The organism is Bombella sp. ESL0380, assembly GCF_009725805.1.
GTDB lineage: Bacteria > Pseudomonadota > Alphaproteobacteria > Acetobacterales > Acetobacteraceae > Bombella > Bombella apis.
In genome coordinates, this window is record NZ_WNIH01000002.1 from 46129 (window position 1) to 64818 (window position 18690).

The window sequence follows — 18690 nt, forward strand, 5'->3', positions numbered from 1 at the left end:
GGAAAAAGGCCGTCCATCATGGGCGGCCTTTTTTGTGTCTGCCGTGTCAGGGGGGGCGCAGGCTTACCCTGCCAGGCCAGCGTGATAGAGCAGTGTTCCTGCCAGGGTGAGCATGATGGCGGCAGTTACCCCATCCAGAATTCGCCATGAGAGTGGATTGCTGAAAAAGGGACGCAGCACTCTGGCTCCGTAACCCAACAGGGGGAACCAGACAAAACTGGCCAGTACGGCACCAAGTCCGAACCATGAGCGGCTGCCTTCAGGCTGGGTGAGGCTGACAGACCCCATGAGAAGCACCGTATCCAGATACAGATGAGGATTCAGCAGTGTGAAGCCGCAGGTCATGGCAATGACTTTGCGCAGGCTCTGCGGAGGCTGGTCTTCCAGTGTGACAGAGCTGCTGGTTGTCATGTGGCGTAAGGCAGAGAGGCCCTGCCAGATGAGGAAAGCAGCGCCAGCATAGGTCAGGATGTCCGTAAAGAACGGCATGGCGGCGACAACTTTTCCAACGCCGTGGACGGAGGCTGTGATGAAGACCGCATCCACACTGGCGCAGAGCAGGATGATGGGCAGGACATGCTCCCGCTTCAGGCCCTGTCGCAGAATGAAAAGATTCTGGGCTCCAACAGCGATGATGGCAGAGGCGCCAAGGCAGAAACCGGTCATGATGGGGGTGATGATCGTGTGCATGGCCCGTCTATGACAGGCAGGGTATATACAGAACAGCTTATTTTATTTCACTGAATGAAGGAAAACTTCATCATGTTCGATTACGCCGCCCTGACAGCTGTTAGTGCTGTCGTGCGGGAAGGTAGTTTCGAGAGGGCAGCCGCTGTACTCGGGCTGACACCGTCTGCCGTTTCACAGCGTGTCCGTGGGTTTGAGGAACGTCTGGGGGGTGTTCTGGTCATTCGTGGGCAGCCATGTCGGCTGACAGAACTCGGGACGATGCTCTGCCGTCATTTCGACTGTGTCAGGGTGCTGGAGAGTGATCTGGCCGCCCGGCTGGCCTGGCAGGACAGAGGGGCCACACTTCCGGCTACGGTGAAACTTGCCGTCAACGCAGACAGCATCACGACGTGGTTTTCTCATGCCATGATGGCCTTTGCCCGGCAGGACCCTGCCATAACACTGGATATTTCCATTGATGATGAGAGCTGTACGGCGGAGCGGCTGCGGTCCGGGGATGTCATGGCTGCTGTGACGGCATCGTCCGATCCGCTCCCGTGGTGCAGAACGGTCTCGCTGGGGCGCATGGTTTATGTGGCCTGCGCCAGCCCGTCCTTCATGGGGGTGCATTTTTCTCAGGGCGTGACGGCCGAAACCGTGCAGAAGGCTCCCTATCTGCGGTTCGATCGGCGGGATATGTTTCAGGCCCGGTGGGCAGAGGCAGTATATGGCGTCACGCTGGGTGCTCCCGCCTGCTGGATACGTTCTTCCACAGCGTTTCTGGACCTCTGCCTTCATGGTCTTGGTTGGGCCATGCATCCTCTGCCGCTTGTGGAGCATCACCTGCGCAGCGGTGCCCTGGTGGAACTGCCCCCAGCGCACCGGCCTTCCATGCCGCTTTTCTGGTCAGTCCCCCGCCTTTATGGTTCGGCATTGAACCGGCTGAGCCAGAACGTGCAGCGTGTGGCGGCAGAGTGGTTGACTGATTGATCCGGTCTGATCAGGCGTTTTTCCCCTGCTGGCGGCCGAAGCGCTTGGCAAAAGCGAAAATGGCCGTGAAGGCCCGGAAGGGGAGCATGATCCGCCATGAGGGCGAGAAGTTGCCTGCAAGAAGCGAGATGATGGCATCCCGCATCCGGAGCGGACTGTTCTTTGGCCGCATGAAGAAGTAGCGCAGCAGCGGGTCGTTGATGCGATAGACGAGCCAGCCGATCAGCCGCATTTCCTGTCTTGTTTTACGTTCAGCCTGGCGGGCGGCCCTGCGCCCCCGGGCTGGATCAAGCAGCCAGGCGCTGGCAACATCGGCGCCGCGGAGTGCTCCCTGCATGGCCAGCATGATTCCTGATGAGAAAACGGGGTCCAGAAAGCCGAAAGCATCACCGATGATGAAATAGCGCTCTCCCCAGGCCTTGTTCCCCTTGTAAGAGTAGTTGCCGGTCGTGGTGAGTGGTGCCAGTGCTTCCGCCTGGCTCATGCGTTCCCGTACGCTGGGGCTGGACTGTACGGTCTTCCAGAAGAGAGTATCCAGCGAGCCACCGTGATTTTTAAAGCTGTCATGGTCCCCCACGAAGCCGACACTCATGATGTCATCCGGCAGGGGAATCATCCAGAACCACCCACCCTTGACGAGATGGACGGAAATATAGCCCTCCATTCCTTCGCCTTCTGCCCGGGGGACATTGCGGAAGTGGCTGAAAATGGCGGCCTTGTTGTTGCGGAGGTCGCTGTATTTCTTTCCATGCTGGCGGAGCATGAGCGTATCCCGGCCGGACGCATCCAGAATGAATCGTGGGGTGAAGAAACGGGGATTTTCTCCATCCGTTTTTGCTTCCACGAGGGGAGCATCCGGTGTCGGGAAGGTGACCTTCGTGACACGGGTTTTTTCAAAGGTCTTTGCGCCTGCTTTGGCGGCATTGCGGAAGAGCAGCTCATCAAATTCTGATCGGCGAACCTGATAGGCATGATCTGCCTGCGGGTCGATGGCGTAACGGAAGGGGAATGAAAGCCGTCCTTCCCCGGTATCTGTCACGAATTCGGCTCCGGGTTTGTAGACCCCCATGGCTGCGACATCGTCCAGCACACCGAGCGTCTCCAGTATGGGCAGGTTGCAGGCCAGCAGGGATTCACCGATGTGGAAGCGGGGATGCTGGTTTTTTTCCAGCATGATGACATCCAGCCCGCGTCGGGCCAGAACGGTGGCAGCCGTGCTGCCAGCGGGGCCACCGCCGATGATCAGGACATCACAGGGGAGAGGGGACTGGGTCATGGTGGTTTATTCCGTTGGGAGCATGACGGTACCCGTTCCGGCCATCAGCAGTCTGGCAGAGGGGGTCCGCAGGGTGAAATCGTAGATCATGCCGCCATGGGCCTGGTGCTTCTGGATGACGGTGATGATGAGGTGCGGCCAGTCGGGATTGTCCAGCCGGTCACAGTGGATCTGGACATCCCGGATACTGGTCAGCCACCCCTGCCGTGCCTCATGGGCTGTCAGCGCGCCATGCAGGGCAGCCGCCTGCATGGCCATTTCCACGCCGGTGACGGGGGGCAGCTGGCCCGCCACCCGGTAGGGGTTGGCCGGGTCGTTATGGAGGTGGGTCGTGGCTTCAAGCTGTGTTTCATCCCAATGGTTCGCAGCATCCAGCAGGCAGCTGGCTCCCTGGTGGGGGATATGGCGGAGGATGGCATCACGGTTGAGCATGGGTCAGCGCAATTGTCATATGGTTGGCCCCGTAGGGCAGGGAAATGGACTGATCCTGCCCGCAGGCAATGGCCTGCAGCAGGGGCAGTATCTGGCCCGCAGGATTGTGGCGGGCCATGTCTGCCAGGCTTTCAGGCAGGGAGGAAAAAGGGTCACGCACATCCCTGCCATTTTTCAGGGACAGTGCAAGCTGGAGTGACGTGTCCCGGCCTGGTGTCAGGATGAGAGCACAGCCAAAGGAGCCCCTGGTCCGCCTGACCGCGCCGAGTGACCCGGGAATGGGCGCATCATACAGGCAGAAGAGAACGGGCTTTTCCTCTGCATGGGCTTCGGCAGCCGCTTTCAGCAGGGCGGCTGGCAGGGTTTCGTCATGCAGCCCCAGTGAGACGGCAGGCTGGTGGCTCTTGTGGCTTATCATCCAGTATCCGGCAGGCGCATTATGGACGGAGTTGTGAAAAAGAGAGGGTGAGACAGCTCCTGCCGGGCTGGCGAGGGACTCCAGAATACGGTTGATGATGAAACCATCGCCGTTGGAGCTGGCAAAGATGGCAGGCAGGTCCCCGGCATGGCACCCAGCCTGCTGGCAGGCTTCCTCGGCACAGAGCATGGCCAGCCGGATGACCTGGCTGGCTCTCCGGCGCTCATTGGCGGGCAGACTGGCGGGTGGGGGCAGTGTCAGGCTGGTTCCGTCATGGGGGGTGTCCCCTCGCAGGACAGGTTTCGCTTCCGCCCAACCATGCAGGCCGTCCCCCCAGCATCCGATACCTGCGATGGAAATGATCATGTCAGTGGTCCGAAGATGAGACTGCTGTTCGTGCCACCAAAACCAAAAGAATTGTTCATGACGAAGTTCAGCTTGCCGTGGCGGGGTGCAAGGAGAATATCACTCTGGAAGAGAGGATCAACCGTCTGACTGTTCATGCAATGTGGTAGATACTGGTCCTGTATGGCTATGGCACAGATCATGCTCTCCAGAATTCCGGAGGCCCCCAATGTGTGCCCGGACCAGCCTTTGGTGGAAGAACAGGGAACGGCCCGGCCGAAGATGGAAGCCATGGCCCTGTCTTCCATCTGGTCATTGGCCGGTGTCCCCGTGCCATGCATGTTGATGTACCCTATGGCCTCTGGTGGCAGGCTGGCCCGGGCCAGGGCTTTCTGTATGGCGAGAGCGGCGCCGCTGCCTGTCGGGTCGGGTGAGGACATGTGGTGGCCATCACTGCTGGCTCCATATCCCAGAAGGCGGAGACGGTAACCGGCTGGCCGGGCAGGGCGTGGCCGGCCATCGGCCCGTTCCAGCAGGGCAAAGCCTGCGGCTTCGCCGATGGAAATACCGCTGCGCCCGGCATCGCAGGGGCGGGTGGGATGGGCCGAGACCAGCCCGAGAGAGGCAAAGCCCTGGAGTGTCATGCGGCAGAGGCTGTCCGCCCCGCCGACAATGGCCGCATCGCAGAGACCGGTAGCCAGAAGGTGGGCGGCATCAATGAAAGCACGGGTAGAGGAGGCGCAGGCGTTGGAGACTGTCAGCATCGGCCCGGTGACATCCAGCCGGGCTGCCACATAGCGTGGCAGGGAGGAGAGGTCCTGCGTGCCGTCATAGGGGAAATCCGGCGGCAGGGCTTCATCCCGGTCTTTGCGGGCAGCATAGGCTTTTTCCGTTGTCAGGATGCCGGATGTGCTGGTGCCCATGACAACGGCAAGGCGATGGCGGCCATAATGGGCCCGGGCATCGGCGACAGCCTCCATGAAATCATCGGTCATCAGGGCCATGTCGGCCAGCCTGTTGTTGCGGCAGTCAAACCGGTGCAGGGCTCCTGGCAGCTGATGGTCTTCCACACCGGCAACGCGCCCGATATAGCCATGCCCCGGAGACTGGAACGTGTCAGGCTGGAGGGTCTGGCGCTGTTCCAGCAGACAGGTCCGGGTGGCTTCCATGCCCCGCCCCATGGCGCTGATGGCTGTTCCGGCCGTGATGATCAATGCGGTCATGCGTGGTCTCCCTGCTGGGAGGAGGTTGGGATGGTGCCCATCAGCAGGAAGCTGAAGATCATGGCGAACAAGGCTCCAGAAGAAATGGTGAGACCCAGCTCCCGCAGGAGAGGGGTTTGACAGCTTGCCAGAATGGCAAAGGAGAGAACGGTCATCATGTTGCAGGTCAGCAGGGTGCGGAGTGTCCGGGTCCGCTCAGCGGCATCAAGCTGGGGGCGGCCGAAAAAGAGGGCGTAATCTATGCCAACACCCAGCACGAAGGCCAGTGCCACGATATGGATGATGGAAAAGACAGGGCCGTGAAGGCGCAGCAGGGCCAGCACGCTCAGGCCTGTCAGGCCAAGGGTGAGGGCAAGACGCCCCGTGCAGGCCGGGCTGCGTTGGCAGACGAGCAGCGTAAGCAGGGCAACGGCAATCCCTGTGGCCAGCCAGAAAGCCGCTTTTCGGACATAGGGGCGCAGCAGGTCTCCCACGGCTGTTTTCATGTTGACGAGCAGCAGGTCAGGCTTTTGCTGGTGAAGCCGCTCGAGAGAGGCAGATGCCGCAGGTGAGCGGGGCAGGATGAGGCCATACCACAGACCATGCCGGGCCATGAGCAGCAGATCGATGCGGTGGCCCACGGCTGTATGGGCGATGTCGTCCAGCCCGAGAGGTGGTAGATGGCGGGCCTGTTCCACATCCTCTGGCAGGTTGGCAAAAGCCTCGGGCTGGAAGGGGGAGGCCTGAAGGGCTGTCTGGAGGTTGGCCCGGATGCTGTCCGCTGCGGGCAGGGTGGCCAGCCGCTGCTGCTGGCGGGCTCTGCTGGGCAGCAGGCGGGCCGCATCGTCCATGTCCTGGCTGGCGGGCAGGTGGCCGAGCAGCTCTTCCTCCTGTTGCAGGATGTGTTCACTGTCCGGGGCGTGGACAACGGCAATCAGACCAGGTTGGGGGGAGCCGAGCTGCTCGTGCAGCTGATGGTCCACTTCCAGCAGGGCTGGTGGGATGGGGTTGAGGATTTCCCCCTGTCTTTCGATCCTGAAGGGATGGAGCAGAAGCACGGCCATGGCGGGAGGTGCTACCATAAGGCAGAGCACACGGTAACGGCGGAGTGCCTCCCAGCGCAGCAGCGAGGGGGATATACCCTGATGATGGGCGGCCAGGTCAGCCTGTGTGACCAGATGGGGCAGAATCCAGATAGTGATGCAGGCGGCGGTCAGAATCCCGGTGGCGGAGAAAAGGCCAAGTTCCATGAGGCCGGGCAGACCACAGAAGATCATGCTCAGCAGCCCGACAATGGCCGTGAGGGTGGCCAGTTTCAGGCTGGTGCCAATGCGGCCCAGAACGACAGGAATGGCTTCCCCCCTGTCCCGGTGCCCCAGCAGAAGGACAGGGTAGTCCAGCGACACACCCAGCATGGTCATGCCGAAGCCGACTGCAATGCCATGAACCCAGCCGAAACAGAGCTGGACTACCAGCATGGAGAGGGACAGTGAGAGCAGGAAAGGTACGCCCAGTGTGGCCAGCACCCAGAGAGAGCGGAAGCGCCAGTAAAGGATGCCGACCACAACGAGAAGGGAGAGAAGGGCGAGGCGGTCCATGTCCTGGCGGAGGGACTGGGCGGCGATGAAGGAGAAAGCCGGGGAGCCTGTCAGAAGCAGCTGGCAGTCCCCGCCATGGGGTGGCCTGCTGTTCTCGAAAGCCTGCCGGATGGCCTGGTGCAGGTGTTTCAGCTGTGCGGGGTCGAGTGTCGGCTGGCGAAGCTGGAGCAGCATGAGCGTGGCATGGTGGTCTGCTGTCAGCCAGAGGCCATCCAGGCTGGCGGGGGGTGTGCTGCTTTCCAGACTGGCCAGATAGTCGGCATAGGCGCCGGTCGGGTCTTTCAGTCCGATATCCTCCACCAGTGGAGCCGCCATGGACTGGAGGAGGTCATAAAGCCGGGCAGTATCGGCTTTCAGGGCGTCCGGGGAGAAAAGGCGTGTCCGGTCATGAGGGGCCAGTCCATAACGGTGGGCGAAAAAAAGCGGCTGGTCCTTCTGCCATGAGAGGGAGGCCGGGCCATCCAGAATGAGGCTGAACTGCCCCGTTGCGGCCAGAGCCTCATGGAATCTGTGCCCGGTCTGGAGCAGGCTGGCCGTATCGTTGCCCCTGATGGAGGCGATCATGATGGACTGGGTAGGCCCGTGGTTCAGCTCATCCAGCAGAAACTGGGACGCTGCGTCATGGGGGCGGGGCAGGAAGGCCTGCATCCCCATGCGGAGGGGGATGGCAGAGAATGTTGCCGCCGCCACCATGATGGCACCGAGCAGGGCCAGCAGAAGGGGGAGACGGCGTTTCATGGTGAGGTGATGGCTGTATCGGTCACATCGCCATTGGCCAGGACAAGATGAAGGCTGTCCAGCGAGTTGTTGCGGCCCTGTATCTGGACGAGCCGGACGATCTGGCCGGTGTCGTGTGTGCGGGGTGTCATTGTCAGGGTCCAGCGTCCCATGTCACCCGTGGCGGAGAGCGTGTAATACTGCTGGAGCAGTGCGACATCTCCCTGCAACGGCCCCCGGATTGTGGCGGCCATGACCTGCAGCGCCGGGCTCATGTGTAGTGGTACGGCCCGCGCGGGGGTCTGGCCATGGCGGAGCCATGCCGTGTCCCCCTGCATGATGAAACTGTCCTGCACAGGGGTGAGGGTGAGTTTTTCCACCCGATCGGGGGGAATGAAACGGAGTGTTCCCTCGCTGTGAAGTGGCACTTTGAGAGCGTGCAGCTGGCGTGTCTCCGTGAAGTGGTTTTCCCTCTGCGAGACCAGACCAATGTGGTGCAGGATGTTGACAGCCAGAGCCTCCTCCTCTGCGGTGGGCGAGGTGATGGCACTGGCAGGAGGCGACATGGCCGCAGTGTCTGCCTGTGCCTCCCGCCAGAAGAGGGGCAGCACAAGGAGGAAGAGGGGCAGGCATTTCATGATGTCAGAGGCCTTTTTCCCAGAAATCAAAGAAATTGAACCATGCGTAGGGATGGCGCTGGCACAGCTCTTCCATCCAGCGGACATAAGCCTGCATGGGGGAGAGCAGCGCCTCCCGTGCGGGGGCTGGCTCTGTTTCCGGGAGAAGAGTATCAGCCAGACCTGTGCAGGCAATATGGTAGGTGCCATTTTTTTGCCTTATGGCGGAGACGAGCACAACCGGTGCGCCGGTCAGTCTGGCCAGATGGAATGGACCTGCGGGAATGGGAGCTTCCTCGCCCAGAAAGCGGATGGGTATGGAGCGGCCACCATCATGGGCCCTGTCTGCCAGAATTCCGATGAATTCACCGTTCCGCAGGGCCTTGAGGGTTGCCAGCATGCTGTCTGGCTGCCCCAGCTCGATGATGTCGGCATTGAAGCCCGGTGCCAGGGCCTCAATGAAACGGGATGTGGCCCCGATGAAGCGGCGATACATCAGCATGCGGAACGGAACAGAGGCATTCAGGCCGCATTGACGCAGGGCATCGAATGATCCGATATGCGCCCCCATGATGATGCATCCCCTGTTCTGGTGCAGGGCTTCATGGAGGATGTCCTGCCCGGTGATGTGGATGTTTTCCCGTGGGAAGCGGCCACTGAGCAGGTATATGCGGTCCAGAGTATTGGTGCTGTAAGCGTGGATATGGCGCAGCACCATGCCCCAGTGAGGACGGCGCAGTGCGCCGGCACGGTGCAGGTGGGACAGGTACTGCCACGAGGCCCGGCGGACCGAGGAATAGACAGCTGCATAATAGAGTGTGGCTGGCCAGCGTAGCAGGGCGGTGACCCGGTATCCCAGATTCAGGGCAACCCATATCAGCAGCCGGATGGTCAGGCTGTTGCCTTTCTCCGGGCGGAGCCATGTGTTGCGCTGCATCAGGGCTGGCTCCCGGCCTGCCCCCGGAGAATGACGGTTCCTTTCAGGGGGCCGGAAAGGTGATGGAGGGTGAAGCGTATCTGTCCATTGCCCAGAGCGCTGGAAAGCAGCTGCATGGGGTCGCCCGGCCGGACGACGGAGAGAAATTTCACGGTGCTGATCGTACGGACGTCCAGCTCCAGCAGGGTGAATATCCGTTCCAGCAGGGTAATGCCCGGTACGGTGGGGTTACCGGGAAAATGGCCGGGCAGGGCCGGATGGCTGGCCGGGATGGAAAAAGGTGGATGGGCCCGTTTCTCCGCATGGTCCCGGATGAGACCTTCCAGTGCCTGCCGTGTCAGTTTGCCGACAGGGTTGCGGGGCAGGCGGGAGAGGCGGACAAGCCGTCGTGGCATGAAGACCGGGTCCACATGCTGGCGGAGGGCCCGCATGATGGCTGTGGTGGTCACCTCGGTTCCCGCAACGATGAAGGCCTGCAGGCGTGTCGGTTCGGGCTGGTCTTCCTTCAGGTCTTCCTCGCTGAACAGGGGAGCAAAGCAGCCGTCCAGGAGGCCATCCGTCTGGAGCAGGGCCTTGTTGAGTGCTCCGTAGGAGGTTCGTTTGCCAGCGATCTTGAGCAGGTCCCCCTTGCGGTCGACCAGATGGAAATGGCGGTCTCCCTGCATGGTGATGACATCATTCAGAGGATGTGGCGTGGCATGGGGAGCCATGCAGATATGGGTCTGGTCATCAGTCGGGTCGGCTGTCAGGGTCAGCCCGTCATAGAGCTGCCACGGATCGGGGCTGACAGTCCGGCGGCTGGCGATGGAACCAGTCTCGGTGGCACCATAAATTTCCATGACCGGCGCATGGAAGCGTTCTTCAGCCTCCAGAGCCAGTTCCCGGGGGAGTGGAGCAGATGCCGAGATGATGCGTTCCAGCCCAGGCAGTCTGGCTCTGGCCGTCGTGAGAGAGCGCAGATGGATGGGGGTGGTGATGAGCGTGTGGGGAGATGGCGTGCTGTCCAGCAGCTTTTCCACATCCCCGGGGAAGAAGCAGGGGCCGCTGGCTGTGGCGGTTGGTGTATGCAGGCTTTGCAGGATGAGTGTCTCAAAACCGTACATGTGGTAGGGGGGTACGGTACCCAGCAGGGTTGTCCCGTCTGGACGGGACGGTGCCAGAAGGGGCAGGGCAGCATGGCTGCGGGCAACCAGTTCTCCCCAGCGTTTTTTATGGACTTTGGCCTGCCCGGTACTGCCGGATGTAAAGACATGCGCTGCTTCGTGCCCCGCAGGCAGCTGGATGTTGTCCTGACGGGATGATGTCAGTTCGGCAAGGGGGGGCAGGGTCAGGCTGGCCAGGGATTCAGGCAGGGACGGCCCCGTGCAGAGGGCTCCATGGGCCTGTTGCAGGGCCATGAGCTGGGAAACGGCATGATTGCTGGAGAGCAGGCAATACTGCCCCTTCATCATGGCGGCCAGAAAGACGAGCGTGAACTGGACCAGATTGGTGTGCAGGTTGATGATGGGGCGCTCTGGCAGCCGCTCGGCCAATGCCCAGGCATGGGACAGAAGCTGCGTGCCGCACAGAGGCCCCGCAGCCGTATGGAAGACGGGGCGGCCCGGCGTCGTGATGAGGGACAGATCAGGCAGGGCAGGCATCAGCCCGGACGGTGTGTGCTGATATGGTGTGCAAGAGACCGGAGGGAGTGAAAGATCTTGCGGTTGTCATCATCATGTGATTCCAGCTTGATCCCGTATTGTGTGTTGACCATGAGGGCTATTTCCAGCACATCGATGGAATCCAGCCCCAGCCCTTCACCAAAGAGGGGCATTTCGGGATCAATGTCTAGGGGATCCATGTCCAGCTGGACGGCCTCTGTCAAATGGGCAGCCAATTCACGTTCCAGAGGCGTCTGATCGTGAGAAGCGGAAACTGTCGTCACTAAGAGGTTAATCCATTGATGATAGGGAAGGTCTATCACAGTTTAGCATCGGGTTTATCCTTCAGCAAGAGGTGGGCAACCCGGTCATGGCGGCTGGTCCTGCTGCTCGGGGGTGTTGGGCTGGTCAGTCTGGTGCCGGAAAGTGCTGGCTGGTCCGCAGGCTGTGTCTGTCTTGGCCTGATGATGCAGCTGGCCGCTCTGCTGTCCGGACGGCATCCGGGCTGGTTCGTGTTCGTACCTGTTGTAGGGGTACTGGGGTGGTATGCTCCGGCCCTGTCCAGAGTGTGTGACCAGCTGGCCATTTACGGGTTGATGTTGTGGGGGATGCTGTGGCTGTTTGTCCGCTCTCTCAGGCGGGGGCAGGTCCCATTGGTGACCCGGCTGGCCGGGGTCGTGCATGGGACTCCCCTGCGGGCGGATGTGCAGCGTTATACGGTGGGTGTGACATGGGCATGGAGCATTTTTTTCACTCTTGCCCTGCTGGCCCCTCTCATGTTGTGGCTCTGGGCACCACATGAGAGGGCATGGCGTTGGCCTCTTGAGGGAGGAACAGGCCTTGCGGCGGTCGTTTTCTTTGCTGTGGAGATGATCATCCGCCGTCTCGTCATCCGGCATTATGACCATTCCACCCTGAAGCAGAATTTCATGGCTGGCCGTGCCGTTTTCATGCGGAAGGACCTGAAATGAATGGCAGGTTTCTGGCTGGCCATTAAGGCCTGTCATCTGGCTGGGCTTTCGCTTAAGACACGGGCAGATGGGTGAATTTGCAGGGGATGGCCTGAAACATGATGGTATTGCTGCCAGTCTATCATTCTGAACCAGAGAGAGTGGGGCCATCCCCCTTGGCCACGATCTGCTATGGAGGGGCCAGTGGTGGGCTGGATGTGCGGAATGGTCGTGTCCACATGACATTGCCCGGGCCTTTGCCGGCGACCTGCGAACAGTGGTGTCCAGCATCCCTATCGGGTGAGACCCGGCACGAACAGGCTGCCAGAGGCCGGCAGGCAGGGCTGGAACAGGGGATCGGCTGGAGTGCAGAAGGTGATCTGCTTTTCGCTGCCTTCTGGGTGGAAGACCAGCCGGAGCTTTGCGAGGCGGTGCAGACCAGTTACGAACGGCTGATCGGCCTGGCGCGGGGCAAGGGTTTTGGCCACATCTATCGGATGTGGAATTATCTGGGGGCCATCAATCAGGACAATGCCCGGGGTGAGGAACGGTATCGGGATTTCTGTAGTGGTCGTTCCCAGGCGTTTGAAGCCATGAGCATCGGTTTGGGTGAGCTGCCTGCGGCAACGGGCATTGGCCTCTCTTCCGGTGGTGTGGCTGTCTTCCTGATCGCCCATCGTCATGTGGGTGGTGTCAATCTGGAGAATCCCAGCCAGCTTCCTGCCTATCATTATCCGCCCCGTTACGGGCGGCGTTCACCGTCCTTTGCCCGTGCCACCGTCATGGAAGGACCAGATCGGACAGCTCTGTATCTCTCCGGCACGGCGAGCATCCGGGGACATGAATCCGTCGGGACGACGGTGGAGGAGCAGCTCTCTGTCACGATTGAAACAATCAATTCATTGCTTGATGCGGCCCGGAAACGTTTTCCCCGTCTTGAAGCAGGGAGCTTTGAGAGCATGAAGCTCTATGTCCGTCATCCTGAAGATGCAGCGGTCGTGCGGGAGGGTATTTCACGGGCCTTCCAGTGCCTGCTGGAGCAGTCCCCGCTCTTCATTGCCGACATCTGCCGGGCAGAGCTGCTGCTGGAGGTCGAGGGGGTGTTTCTGGGGTGAGGGGGACGGCTGATCCGTATCGGCACAAGGGCTGATGGGGGGTGTCCCCGCCTCATGGGGCACAACTGGGCCGGAGAGCTTTGCCCCTAGCAACGTAATCCGTTATTTATGGGAGATAGCCCATGAAAGGCCACATTGTTCTCTTCTCATGTGGAAGAAGATGTGGCGTCCCGTACGGGATTCGAACCCGTGTTGCCGCCGTGAAAGGGCGGTGTCCTAGGCCTCTAGACGAACGGGACTAAAGGCGTGAGGCGGTTAATAGGCAGGAACGGGGGTGGCGTCAAGCCCGTGCGGCATCAAAAATGAAAAAAGTAAGATTTTCCCGTTCCTGCCATGTTTCCAGACGCAGCTGCCCGGCTACATGCAGCAGGGTGCGGCTGCGATCTTCCAGAAGATCGGTGAAGTGTTTGTCCCCAGCCCGAAAGACCAGCCCCTTGATCCGGCTGTAGCCATCAGCATCCTGAAGAATGACACGCAGTGTGTTGCCATCCTGCCCGATCCGATCGGCCTTCACGCAGCGGACATCCCGTATGGCCAGCAGGGGTTCCTCATTGCCCGGCCCAAAGGGGGCCAGCAGGGCGATCTGTTGGGCCAGTGTGGGGGTAGCCCCCCTGATGGTGACGACACCATCCAGCAGCAGGTCATCCTGGGGGGGGAGGTGACGGGCCTCATCAAGGGCTTCATCCAGTCGGGCATGGAGGGCGGCGCAGTTTTCTTCTTTTACGGAGAATCCTGCCGCCATGGCGTGTCCTCCCCCCGTCAGGAGCAGGCCGGACTGATGGGCCTGGATGATGGCTGCTCCGATATCCAGACCCGTGACGGAACGGGCAGAGCCTTTCACCACACCATCCTTCAGGGCACCGACCAGAGCAGGACGGTTGAATCGTTCCTTCAGCCGCCCGGCCACGATGCCAACCACACCGGGGTGCCAGTCATCACCATGCAGGAAAATGACCGCATGACCGGCCTCAACCTGTTCCCGGGCCTGCTCGACAGCGGCATCCAGAATGTGGCTTTCCACGGTCTGGCGTTTGCGGTTGATGTCATCCAGCTCTTCAGCAATGGCCTGTGCTTCATGCTCGGACTGGCTGAGGAGCAGCCGCAGGCCCTGGTCAGCCCTGGCAATGCGTCCACCAGCATTGATGCGCGGCCCAAGGGCGAAGCCGCAGCTCATGGCGCTGGCATTGGCTTTGACCCCGGCCACATTGGCCAGGGCGGCCAGCCCGATCCGTTCACGGCGGTTCATGACCTTCAGCCCCTGTGCCACAAGAGCACGGTTGAGGCCCTGCAACGGCATGACATCGCAGATGGTGGCCAGAGCAGTGAGGTCCAGCAGGGCCATGGGGTCTGGGGCGTGATGGGTTTCAAACCATCCCTGCTGGCGCAGGGTGCGCTGGAGGGCCACGACTGTCAGGAAGGCAACGGCCGTGGCGCAGAGATGGCCCAGACCGGACTCGCAGTCCAGCCGGTTCGGATTCACGACCAGCCCTTTGGGCAGGCGCCGTCCATCCGGTTTGTGATGATCCAGAACGATCCGGTCGGCCTGCCCTTCAAAATGGTCCAGAACATCAATGGCCGCTGTGCCGCAGTCCACGCAGACAAGCAGGCTGGCGCCTTGATCCAGCAGGGATTGCAGCGCCGGAATGTTGGGGCCATACCCTTCAGCCAGCCGGTCGGGGATGTGGGTGACGACATGGCAGCCCAGAGCCGTGAGTGTGGAGCTGAGCAGCGCCGTACCACAGGCCCCATCCACGTCATAATCGCCCAGAATGCCTATGGTTGCCCGAGCCTGTACGGCAGCTGCCAGCCGCAGGGCTGTGGCATCCATGTCCCGCAGGATGGAGGGGTTGGGCAAGGCATCACGCAGGCGGGGCCGCAGATAGGATTCCACCATTTCAGCCGAAATGCCCCGCCCGGCCAGAATGCGGGCAGCCAGTTCGGAGATGTCCATCTTCTGGGCGAGGGCCAGCGCAAGCCGGTTGTCCGTTTCAGCCAGGACAGGATGCCGCCAGACCCAGCGGCGCAGCCCCGCACTGCGCTGGACATTCAGGACAAGGGCGGGAGTGACCCGGGTATCAGGTTCTGGCTGGGACGTCGTCTGGAGCATAAGGGCGGAGGAGTGGCTCAAACCTTGTGGGGGTCGAAATGGTGGTAAGTCTCCATGTAACGGATTGTACCGCTTTCTGAGCGCATCATGACGGAATGGGTACGGATGTAATTGTCGGAGGGATATTCAATGCCCCGTAGCAGGTCGCCTGCTGTCACGCCCGTAGCGCAGAAGAAGACCGGTCCGGCCGCCATGTCTGTCAGGCTGAGGGCCTGTGTGGGGTCGAGGTCGGGGCGGATCATGCGGCGGGTGCGGGTAATCTGCGCTTCATTCTCGAAGAGCAGACGGCCCTGCATCTGTCCGTTCATGCAGCGTATGGCGGCAGCGGCCAGAACGCCTTCCGGTGCGCCTCCGCTACCGGCGTAGATGTCCACGCCACTGCCAGGCAGGCAGGTGGCAATCACGGCGGCCACGTCACCATCGCTGAGCAGGCGGACACGGACACCGGCTTCCCGTGCCTTGGCAACGAGCTCCTCATGGCGCTCACGTTCCAGCGCACAGAGGACTAGATCGCTGACATCACATTTTTTTGCCTGCGCAAGGCTGGCAAGATTCTGGCCTATGGAGGCGTCAATATCCACCACGCCTTCTGGCAGGCCGGGACCTACGGCAATTTTCTGCATGTAGATGTCAGGAGCATGGAGGAAGCAGCCTTTTTGTGCCAGAGCCACCACCGTGATGGCATTGGGCAGACTGCGGGCGCAGAGGTTGGTGCCCTCCAGTGGATCCACGGCAATGTCCATTTCCGGTCCGCCACAGCCCACTTTTTCACCGATATACAGCATGGGGGCTTCATCCATTTCCCCCTCGCCAATGGTGACGGTGCCATCGATGGCAACCGTATCAAAGGCTTTCCGCATGGCCTCAACAGCGGCACCATCTGCCGCATTCTTGTCGCCACGACCGGTCCAGCGGGCGGAGGCAATGGCGGCGGCCTCGGTCACACGGGCCAGGTCCAGCCCCAGATTGCGGCCCGTGACCCGATATTCATGGGGAACGTGATGGGGCTGTTTGGTTGTCATGGCAGGTCTTCCACTTTCAGGGCCAGTGGAGTGCCTTTTATCAGGGGCATTTCCTCAAGGAGGGGCAGGATGCGGTTGATCCCGCCCAGCGTGACAGGCCCTGTCAGCAGGATGAGCTGTGCGTCGCCCTTCTGTGATGTGTGATGGTGTCCTTTCTCCACGGCAACATCTTCATTGCCGAGGACGGTGCGGATGTCTTCCAGAGCCGTTTCTGCCTCCACGGAGCCCTTCAGCGTGATGCGGAGATAGAAGCGGCTGACCAGGCCCTCCACCGGTTCGCAGGGAATGGGAGCCTGTTCATCTACCCGGCCCCAGAGAGGCAGGCCATGACCACGGGCCAGGTCGATCACGTCGGCCATGACGGCATCGGCCGTGGGGCCTTCCCCGGCACCCTGCCCGGAGATGGTGATGGGACCGCTGAAGGGGCCTTCTGTCGTCAGGGCGTTATAAACGCCATTGACCTGCGCCAGCCCGGACCGTGCCGGGATGAGGCAGGGCTGCACCCAGGCTTCCACACGGTCTTCCGGCAGGCGTCGGGCCACGCCCAGCATCTTGATGGCATAGCCCAGCTTGCGGGCCTGATGGATGTCATCTGTGGTGATGCGCCGCATCCCGCTGACAGCCAGACTGTCAAAAACGATCGGGCGGAAGGCGATGGCCGTCAGGATGCTCAGCTTGTGGGCAGCGTCCCAGCCATCAATGTCGGCAGAGGGATCGGCCTCGGCATAACCCTTGTCCTGGGCCTCTTGCAGCACATCCTCGAAGGCACGGCCTGTTTCGGCCATTTCGGTGAGGATGAAGTTGCTTGTCCCATTGAGGATACCGCCCAGACGGGTCAGGGCATCAGCCGCCACACCTTCCCGGACTACCTTGATGGCCGGGATGCCACCTGCCACGGCGGCCTCGAACAGGAGAGGAGCTCCATGCTGGTGGCTGAGATGGGCCAGCTCTTCTGCATGGCGGGCGACCAGCGCCTTGTTGGCCGTCACGACGGCCTTGCCTGCCTTCAGGGCTTCTGTCACCAGCGTGTGGGCTGTTCCTTCGGCCCCGCCCATCAGTTCGACAACGACGTCCACATTCGGGTCATTGGCCAGAGCCACGGGGTCGTCATGCCAGTGGAGGCCGGAAAGGTCGATCCCACGGTCCCGCGTACGGTTACGGGCGCTGACGGCCACGACCTCGATGCTGCGGCCGGTGCGGTGGCGCAGCAGGTCTGCATGTTCACGCAGCAGACGGATGACGCCCGTACCCACTGTCCCGAGGCCGGCAATGCCCAGCCGGAGCGGGGATGTGACGGAGGATGAGGCAGTGTTGCGATGTACGGAAGTCATGAGAGGCGGTTTCCTGTCAGGCTGTGGCCCTGCATGGAGGCGGAGGCAGGGCCGGGTGTGGCATTATGGTTTGAGGGCGCTGTGCTGGTTCATGAAGTTTTTGATGGACCGTGTGGCCTGGCGGAGGCGCTGGTTGTTCTCCACCAGCCCGATACGGACAAAGCCATCCCCGTGTTCCCCGAAGCCCAGCCCCGGCGCCACGGCAACCTTGGCTTCCTTCAGAAGGAGCTTGGAGAATTCCACGCTGCCCATGTGGGCGAACTGGGGAGGAATCGGAGCCCAGGCGAACATGGAGCCTTCCGGTGTCGGAACATTCCACCCTGCTGCATGGAGGCCACGGATGAGCACGTCACGCCGGTCCTTGTAAAGCAGACGCATGTTCTCCACATAATCCTGCGGACCGTTCAGGGCGGCGGTGGCTGCAACCTGCACCGGTGTGAACGCTCCATAATCCAGATAGGACTTGATGCGTGTCAGCGCCTGGATGAGGCGGGGATTGCCAGCCGCAAAGCCGATTCGCCACCCCGCCATGGAATAGGTCTTGGACATGGAGGTGAACTCCACGGCAATGTCCTTGGCCCCTTCAATGGAGAGAATGGAGGGCGGGGGCTCATCCCCGAAGTAGAGCTCTGAATAGGCGAGATCGGACAAGACCCAGATGTTTTCTCTCCGGGCGAATTTGACAATCTCCCTGTAGAACTCCTTCGAGGCGAGATAGGCCGTCGGGTTGGAGGGGAAATTGATGATGAGCGCCGTCGGCTTGGGGACAGAGTGGCGCACGGCCCGGTACAGGGCCTCCAGCATGGCATCATCTGGCGAGGCCGGAACGGAGCGGACAGAGGCCCCGGCAATGATGAAGCCGAACTGGTGGATGGGGTAGGACGGGTTGGGGACCAGAATGGTATCGCCGGGGCTCGTGATGGCGGAGGCCAGATTGGCCAGCCCTTCCTTGGAGCCGAGCGTGGCGATGATTTCCGTTTCCGGGTCCAGCTTCACGCCAAAGCGGCGTTCGTAATAGGCGGCCTGCGCTTTTCGGAGGCCGGGAATCCCACGGCTGACGGAGTAGCCATGCACACGGGGATTGCGCAGCGTTTCTGCCAGCTTGTCGATGACATGCTGGGGGGGCGGGCTGTCCGGGTTGCCCATGCCGAGGTCCACAATATCCTCTCCGGCGGCACGCGCGGCGGCCTTGGCCTTGTTGACTTCGGCAAAGACATAAGGCGGCAGGCGGCGGATCTTGTGGAACTCTTCGGTCATGATACTCAATCAGTCAGATGGAAGGGAGCCGGGCTGGCTCCCGGGAAACGGGCATCCCATGTTTCAT

The 18690-nt window shown here is 61.4% G+C and carries 17 protein-coding genes and 1 tRNA gene; 3 read left to right on the forward strand and 15 right to left on the reverse strand.

Going from position 1 to position 18690, the window contains the following annotated elements; translation table 11 throughout:
- Positions 1 to 63 precede the first annotated feature (63 nt).
- Positions 64 to 690: a LysE/ArgO family amino acid transporter gene (locus GM608_RS00480; RefSeq protein WP_086431683.1), complete on the reverse strand. Its 627-nt coding sequence runs from the start codon at positions 688 to 690 to the stop codon at positions 64 to 66.
- A gap of 72 nt (positions 691 to 762) precedes the next feature.
- Here GM608_RS00480 and GM608_RS00485 point away from each other — a divergent pair, with 72 nt between their 5' ends.
- The gene (locus tag GM608_RS00485; RefSeq protein WP_154980887.1) at positions 763 to 1659 is read left to right on the forward strand and encodes a LysR family transcriptional regulator ArgP; all 897 of its coding nucleotides are present in this window, start codon (positions 763 to 765) and stop codon (positions 1657 to 1659) included.
- Between the two features lie 10 nt (positions 1660 to 1669).
- Here GM608_RS00485 and GM608_RS00490 read toward each other — a convergent pair whose 3' ends face one another.
- From GM608_RS00490 to GM608_RS00530, 9 genes are read right to left on the reverse strand one after another with little or no spacing between them, the layout of a single operon-like run.
- A complete protein-coding gene (locus GM608_RS00490; protein WP_333644814.1) occupies positions 1670 to 2935 on the reverse strand; it encodes an NAD(P)/FAD-dependent oxidoreductase in 1266 nt (421 codons plus the stop codon).
- 6 nt (positions 2936 to 2941) lie between these two features.
- A complete protein-coding gene (locus GM608_RS00495) occupies positions 2942 to 3367 on the reverse strand; it encodes a hypothetical protein (protein ID WP_043561832.1) in 426 nt (141 codons plus the stop codon).
- Complete coding sequence (locus tag GM608_RS00500) at positions 3354 to 4151, reverse strand: beta-ketoacyl synthase chain length factor (RefSeq protein WP_333644815.1); 798 nt, start codon at positions 4149 to 4151, stop codon at positions 3354 to 3356. Before GM608_RS00500 ends, GM608_RS00495 begins: the two co-directional genes overlap by 14 nt.
- Positions 4148 to 5353 carry a beta-ketoacyl-[acyl-carrier-protein] synthase family protein gene (locus GM608_RS00505; RefSeq protein ID WP_103765731.1) on the reverse strand — a complete coding sequence of 402 codons (1206 nt, stop codon included), beginning with the start codon at positions 5351 to 5353 and terminating at the stop codon, positions 4148 to 4150. The genes GM608_RS00500 and GM608_RS00505 overlap by 4 nt, the downstream gene beginning before the upstream one ends.
- Complete coding sequence (locus GM608_RS00510; RefSeq protein ID WP_248630799.1) at positions 5350 to 7668, reverse strand: MMPL family transporter; 2319 nt, start codon at positions 7666 to 7668, stop codon at positions 5350 to 5352. Before GM608_RS00510 ends, GM608_RS00505 begins: the two co-directional genes overlap by 4 nt.
- Positions 7665 to 8285 carry a LolA-related protein gene (locus tag GM608_RS00515; RefSeq protein ID WP_103765733.1) on the reverse strand — a complete coding sequence of 207 codons (621 nt, stop codon included), beginning with the start codon at positions 8283 to 8285 and terminating at the stop codon, positions 7665 to 7667. The genes GM608_RS00510 and GM608_RS00515 overlap by 4 nt, the downstream gene beginning before the upstream one ends.
- A 4-nt stretch (positions 8286 to 8289) precedes the next feature.
- The gene (locus GM608_RS00520; protein WP_081562526.1) at positions 8290 to 9201 is read right to left on the reverse strand and encodes a hypothetical protein; all 912 of its coding nucleotides are present in this window, start codon (positions 9199 to 9201) and stop codon (positions 8290 to 8292) included.
- The gene (locus GM608_RS00525) at positions 9201 to 10841 is read right to left on the reverse strand and encodes an AMP-binding protein (protein ID WP_052349227.1); all 1641 of its coding nucleotides are present in this window, start codon (positions 10839 to 10841) and stop codon (positions 9201 to 9203) included. Before GM608_RS00525 ends, GM608_RS00520 begins: the two co-directional genes overlap by 1 nt.
- Positions 10841 to 11164, reverse strand: a complete 324-nt coding sequence (locus tag GM608_RS00530) for a phosphopantetheine-binding protein (protein WP_333644816.1) — start codon at positions 11162 to 11164, stop codon at positions 10841 to 10843. Before GM608_RS00530 ends, GM608_RS00525 begins: the two co-directional genes overlap by 1 nt.
- Between GM608_RS00530 and GM608_RS00535 the strand changes: the two genes are divergently transcribed.
- Complete coding sequence (locus GM608_RS00535) at positions 11141 to 11812, forward strand: hypothetical protein (RefSeq protein WP_333644817.1); 672 nt, start codon at positions 11141 to 11143, stop codon at positions 11810 to 11812. The two genes, GM608_RS00530 and GM608_RS00535, sit on opposite strands and share 24 nt — an antisense overlap.
- 98 nt (positions 11813 to 11910) lie before the next feature.
- Positions 11911 to 12906 (forward strand): hypothetical protein, encoded by a 996-nt coding sequence (locus GM608_RS00540; protein WP_333644818.1) that lies wholly within the window; start codon positions 11911 to 11913, stop codon positions 12904 to 12906.
- 163 nt (positions 12907 to 13069) lie between these two features.
- Here the strand turns inward: GM608_RS00540 and GM608_RS00545 are convergent.
- The 5 genes from GM608_RS00545 to GM608_RS00565 form a co-directional block, all read right to left on the reverse strand.
- Positions 13070 to 13145, reverse strand: a tRNA-Glu gene (locus GM608_RS00545).
- 41 nt (positions 13146 to 13186) lie between these two features.
- Entirely contained in the window at positions 13187 to 15013 is a 1827-nt protein-coding gene (recJ, locus tag GM608_RS00550; protein ID WP_333644836.1) for a single-stranded-DNA-specific exonuclease RecJ, read from the reverse strand.
- Positions 15014 to 15030: 17 nt separating this feature from the next.
- Positions 15031 to 16035 (reverse strand): class II fructose-bisphosphatase, encoded by a 1005-nt coding sequence (glpX, locus tag GM608_RS00555; protein WP_333644819.1) that lies wholly within the window; start codon positions 16033 to 16035, stop codon positions 15031 to 15033.
- Positions 16032 to 17366, reverse strand: a complete 1335-nt coding sequence (locus tag GM608_RS00560) for a homoserine dehydrogenase (RefSeq protein WP_103765737.1) — start codon at positions 17364 to 17366, stop codon at positions 16032 to 16034. The genes glpX and GM608_RS00560 overlap by 4 nt, the downstream gene beginning before the upstream one ends.
- Before the next feature lie 63 nt (positions 17367 to 17429).
- Complete coding sequence (locus tag GM608_RS00565; protein WP_043561808.1) at positions 17430 to 18623, reverse strand: LL-diaminopimelate aminotransferase; 1194 nt, start codon at positions 18621 to 18623, stop codon at positions 17430 to 17432.
- Between the last annotated feature and the right edge of the window lie 67 nt (positions 18624 to 18690).

Bases quoted from the DNA above. Each gene is read 5' to 3' on its own strand.
- GM608_RS00560 (WP_103765737.1), bottom strand. From the start codon at position 17,366: ATGACTTCCGTACATCGCAACACTGCCTCATCCTCCGTCACATCCCCG.
- recJ (WP_333644836.1), bottom strand. From the start codon at position 15,013: ATGCTCCAGACGACGTCCCAGCCAGAACCTGATACCCGGGTCACTCCC.
- GM608_RS00565 (WP_043561808.1), bottom strand. From the start codon at position 18,623: ATGACCGAAGAGTTCCACAAGATCCGCCGCCTGCCGCCTTATGTCTTT.
- GM608_RS00485 (WP_154980887.1), top strand. From the start codon at position 763: ATGTTCGATTACGCCGCCCTGACAGCTGTTAGTGCTGTCGTGCGGGAA.
- GM608_RS00495 (WP_043561832.1), bottom strand. From the start codon at position 3,367: ATGCTCAACCGTGATGCCATCCTCCGCCATATCCCCCACCAGGGAGCC.
- GM608_RS00520 (WP_081562526.1), bottom strand. From the start codon at position 9,201: ATGCAGCGCAACACATGGCTCCGCCCGGAGAAAGGCAACAGCCTGACC.
- GM608_RS00505 (WP_103765731.1), bottom strand. From the start codon at position 5,353: ATGACCGCATTGATCATCACGGCCGGAACAGCCATCAGCGCCATGGGG.
- GM608_RS00515 (WP_103765733.1), bottom strand. From the start codon at position 8,285: ATGAAATGCCTGCCCCTCTTCCTCCTTGTGCTGCCCCTCTTCTGGCGG.
- GM608_RS00540 (WP_333644818.1), top strand. From the start codon at position 11,911: ATGATGGTATTGCTGCCAGTCTATCATTCTGAACCAGAGAGAGTGGGG.
- GM608_RS00525 (WP_052349227.1), bottom strand. From the start codon at position 10,841: ATGCCTGCCCTGCCTGATCTGTCCCTCATCACGACGCCGGGCCGCCCC.
- glpX (WP_333644819.1), bottom strand. From the start codon at position 16,035: ATGACAACCAAACAGCCCCATCACGTTCCCCATGAATATCGGGTCACG.
- GM608_RS00510 (WP_248630799.1), bottom strand. From the start codon at position 7,668: ATGAAACGCCGTCTCCCCCTTCTGCTGGCCCTGCTCGGTGCCATCATG.
- GM608_RS00480 (WP_086431683.1), bottom strand. From the start codon at position 690: ATGCACACGATCATCACCCCCATCATGACCGGTTTCTGCCTTGGCGCC.
- GM608_RS00490 (WP_333644814.1), bottom strand. From the start codon at position 2,935: ATGACCCAGTCCCCTCTCCCCTGTGATGTCCTGATCATCGGCGGTGGC.
- GM608_RS00500 (WP_333644815.1), bottom strand. From the start codon at position 4,151: ATGATCATTTCCATCGCAGGTATCGGATGCTGGGGGGACGGCCTGCAT.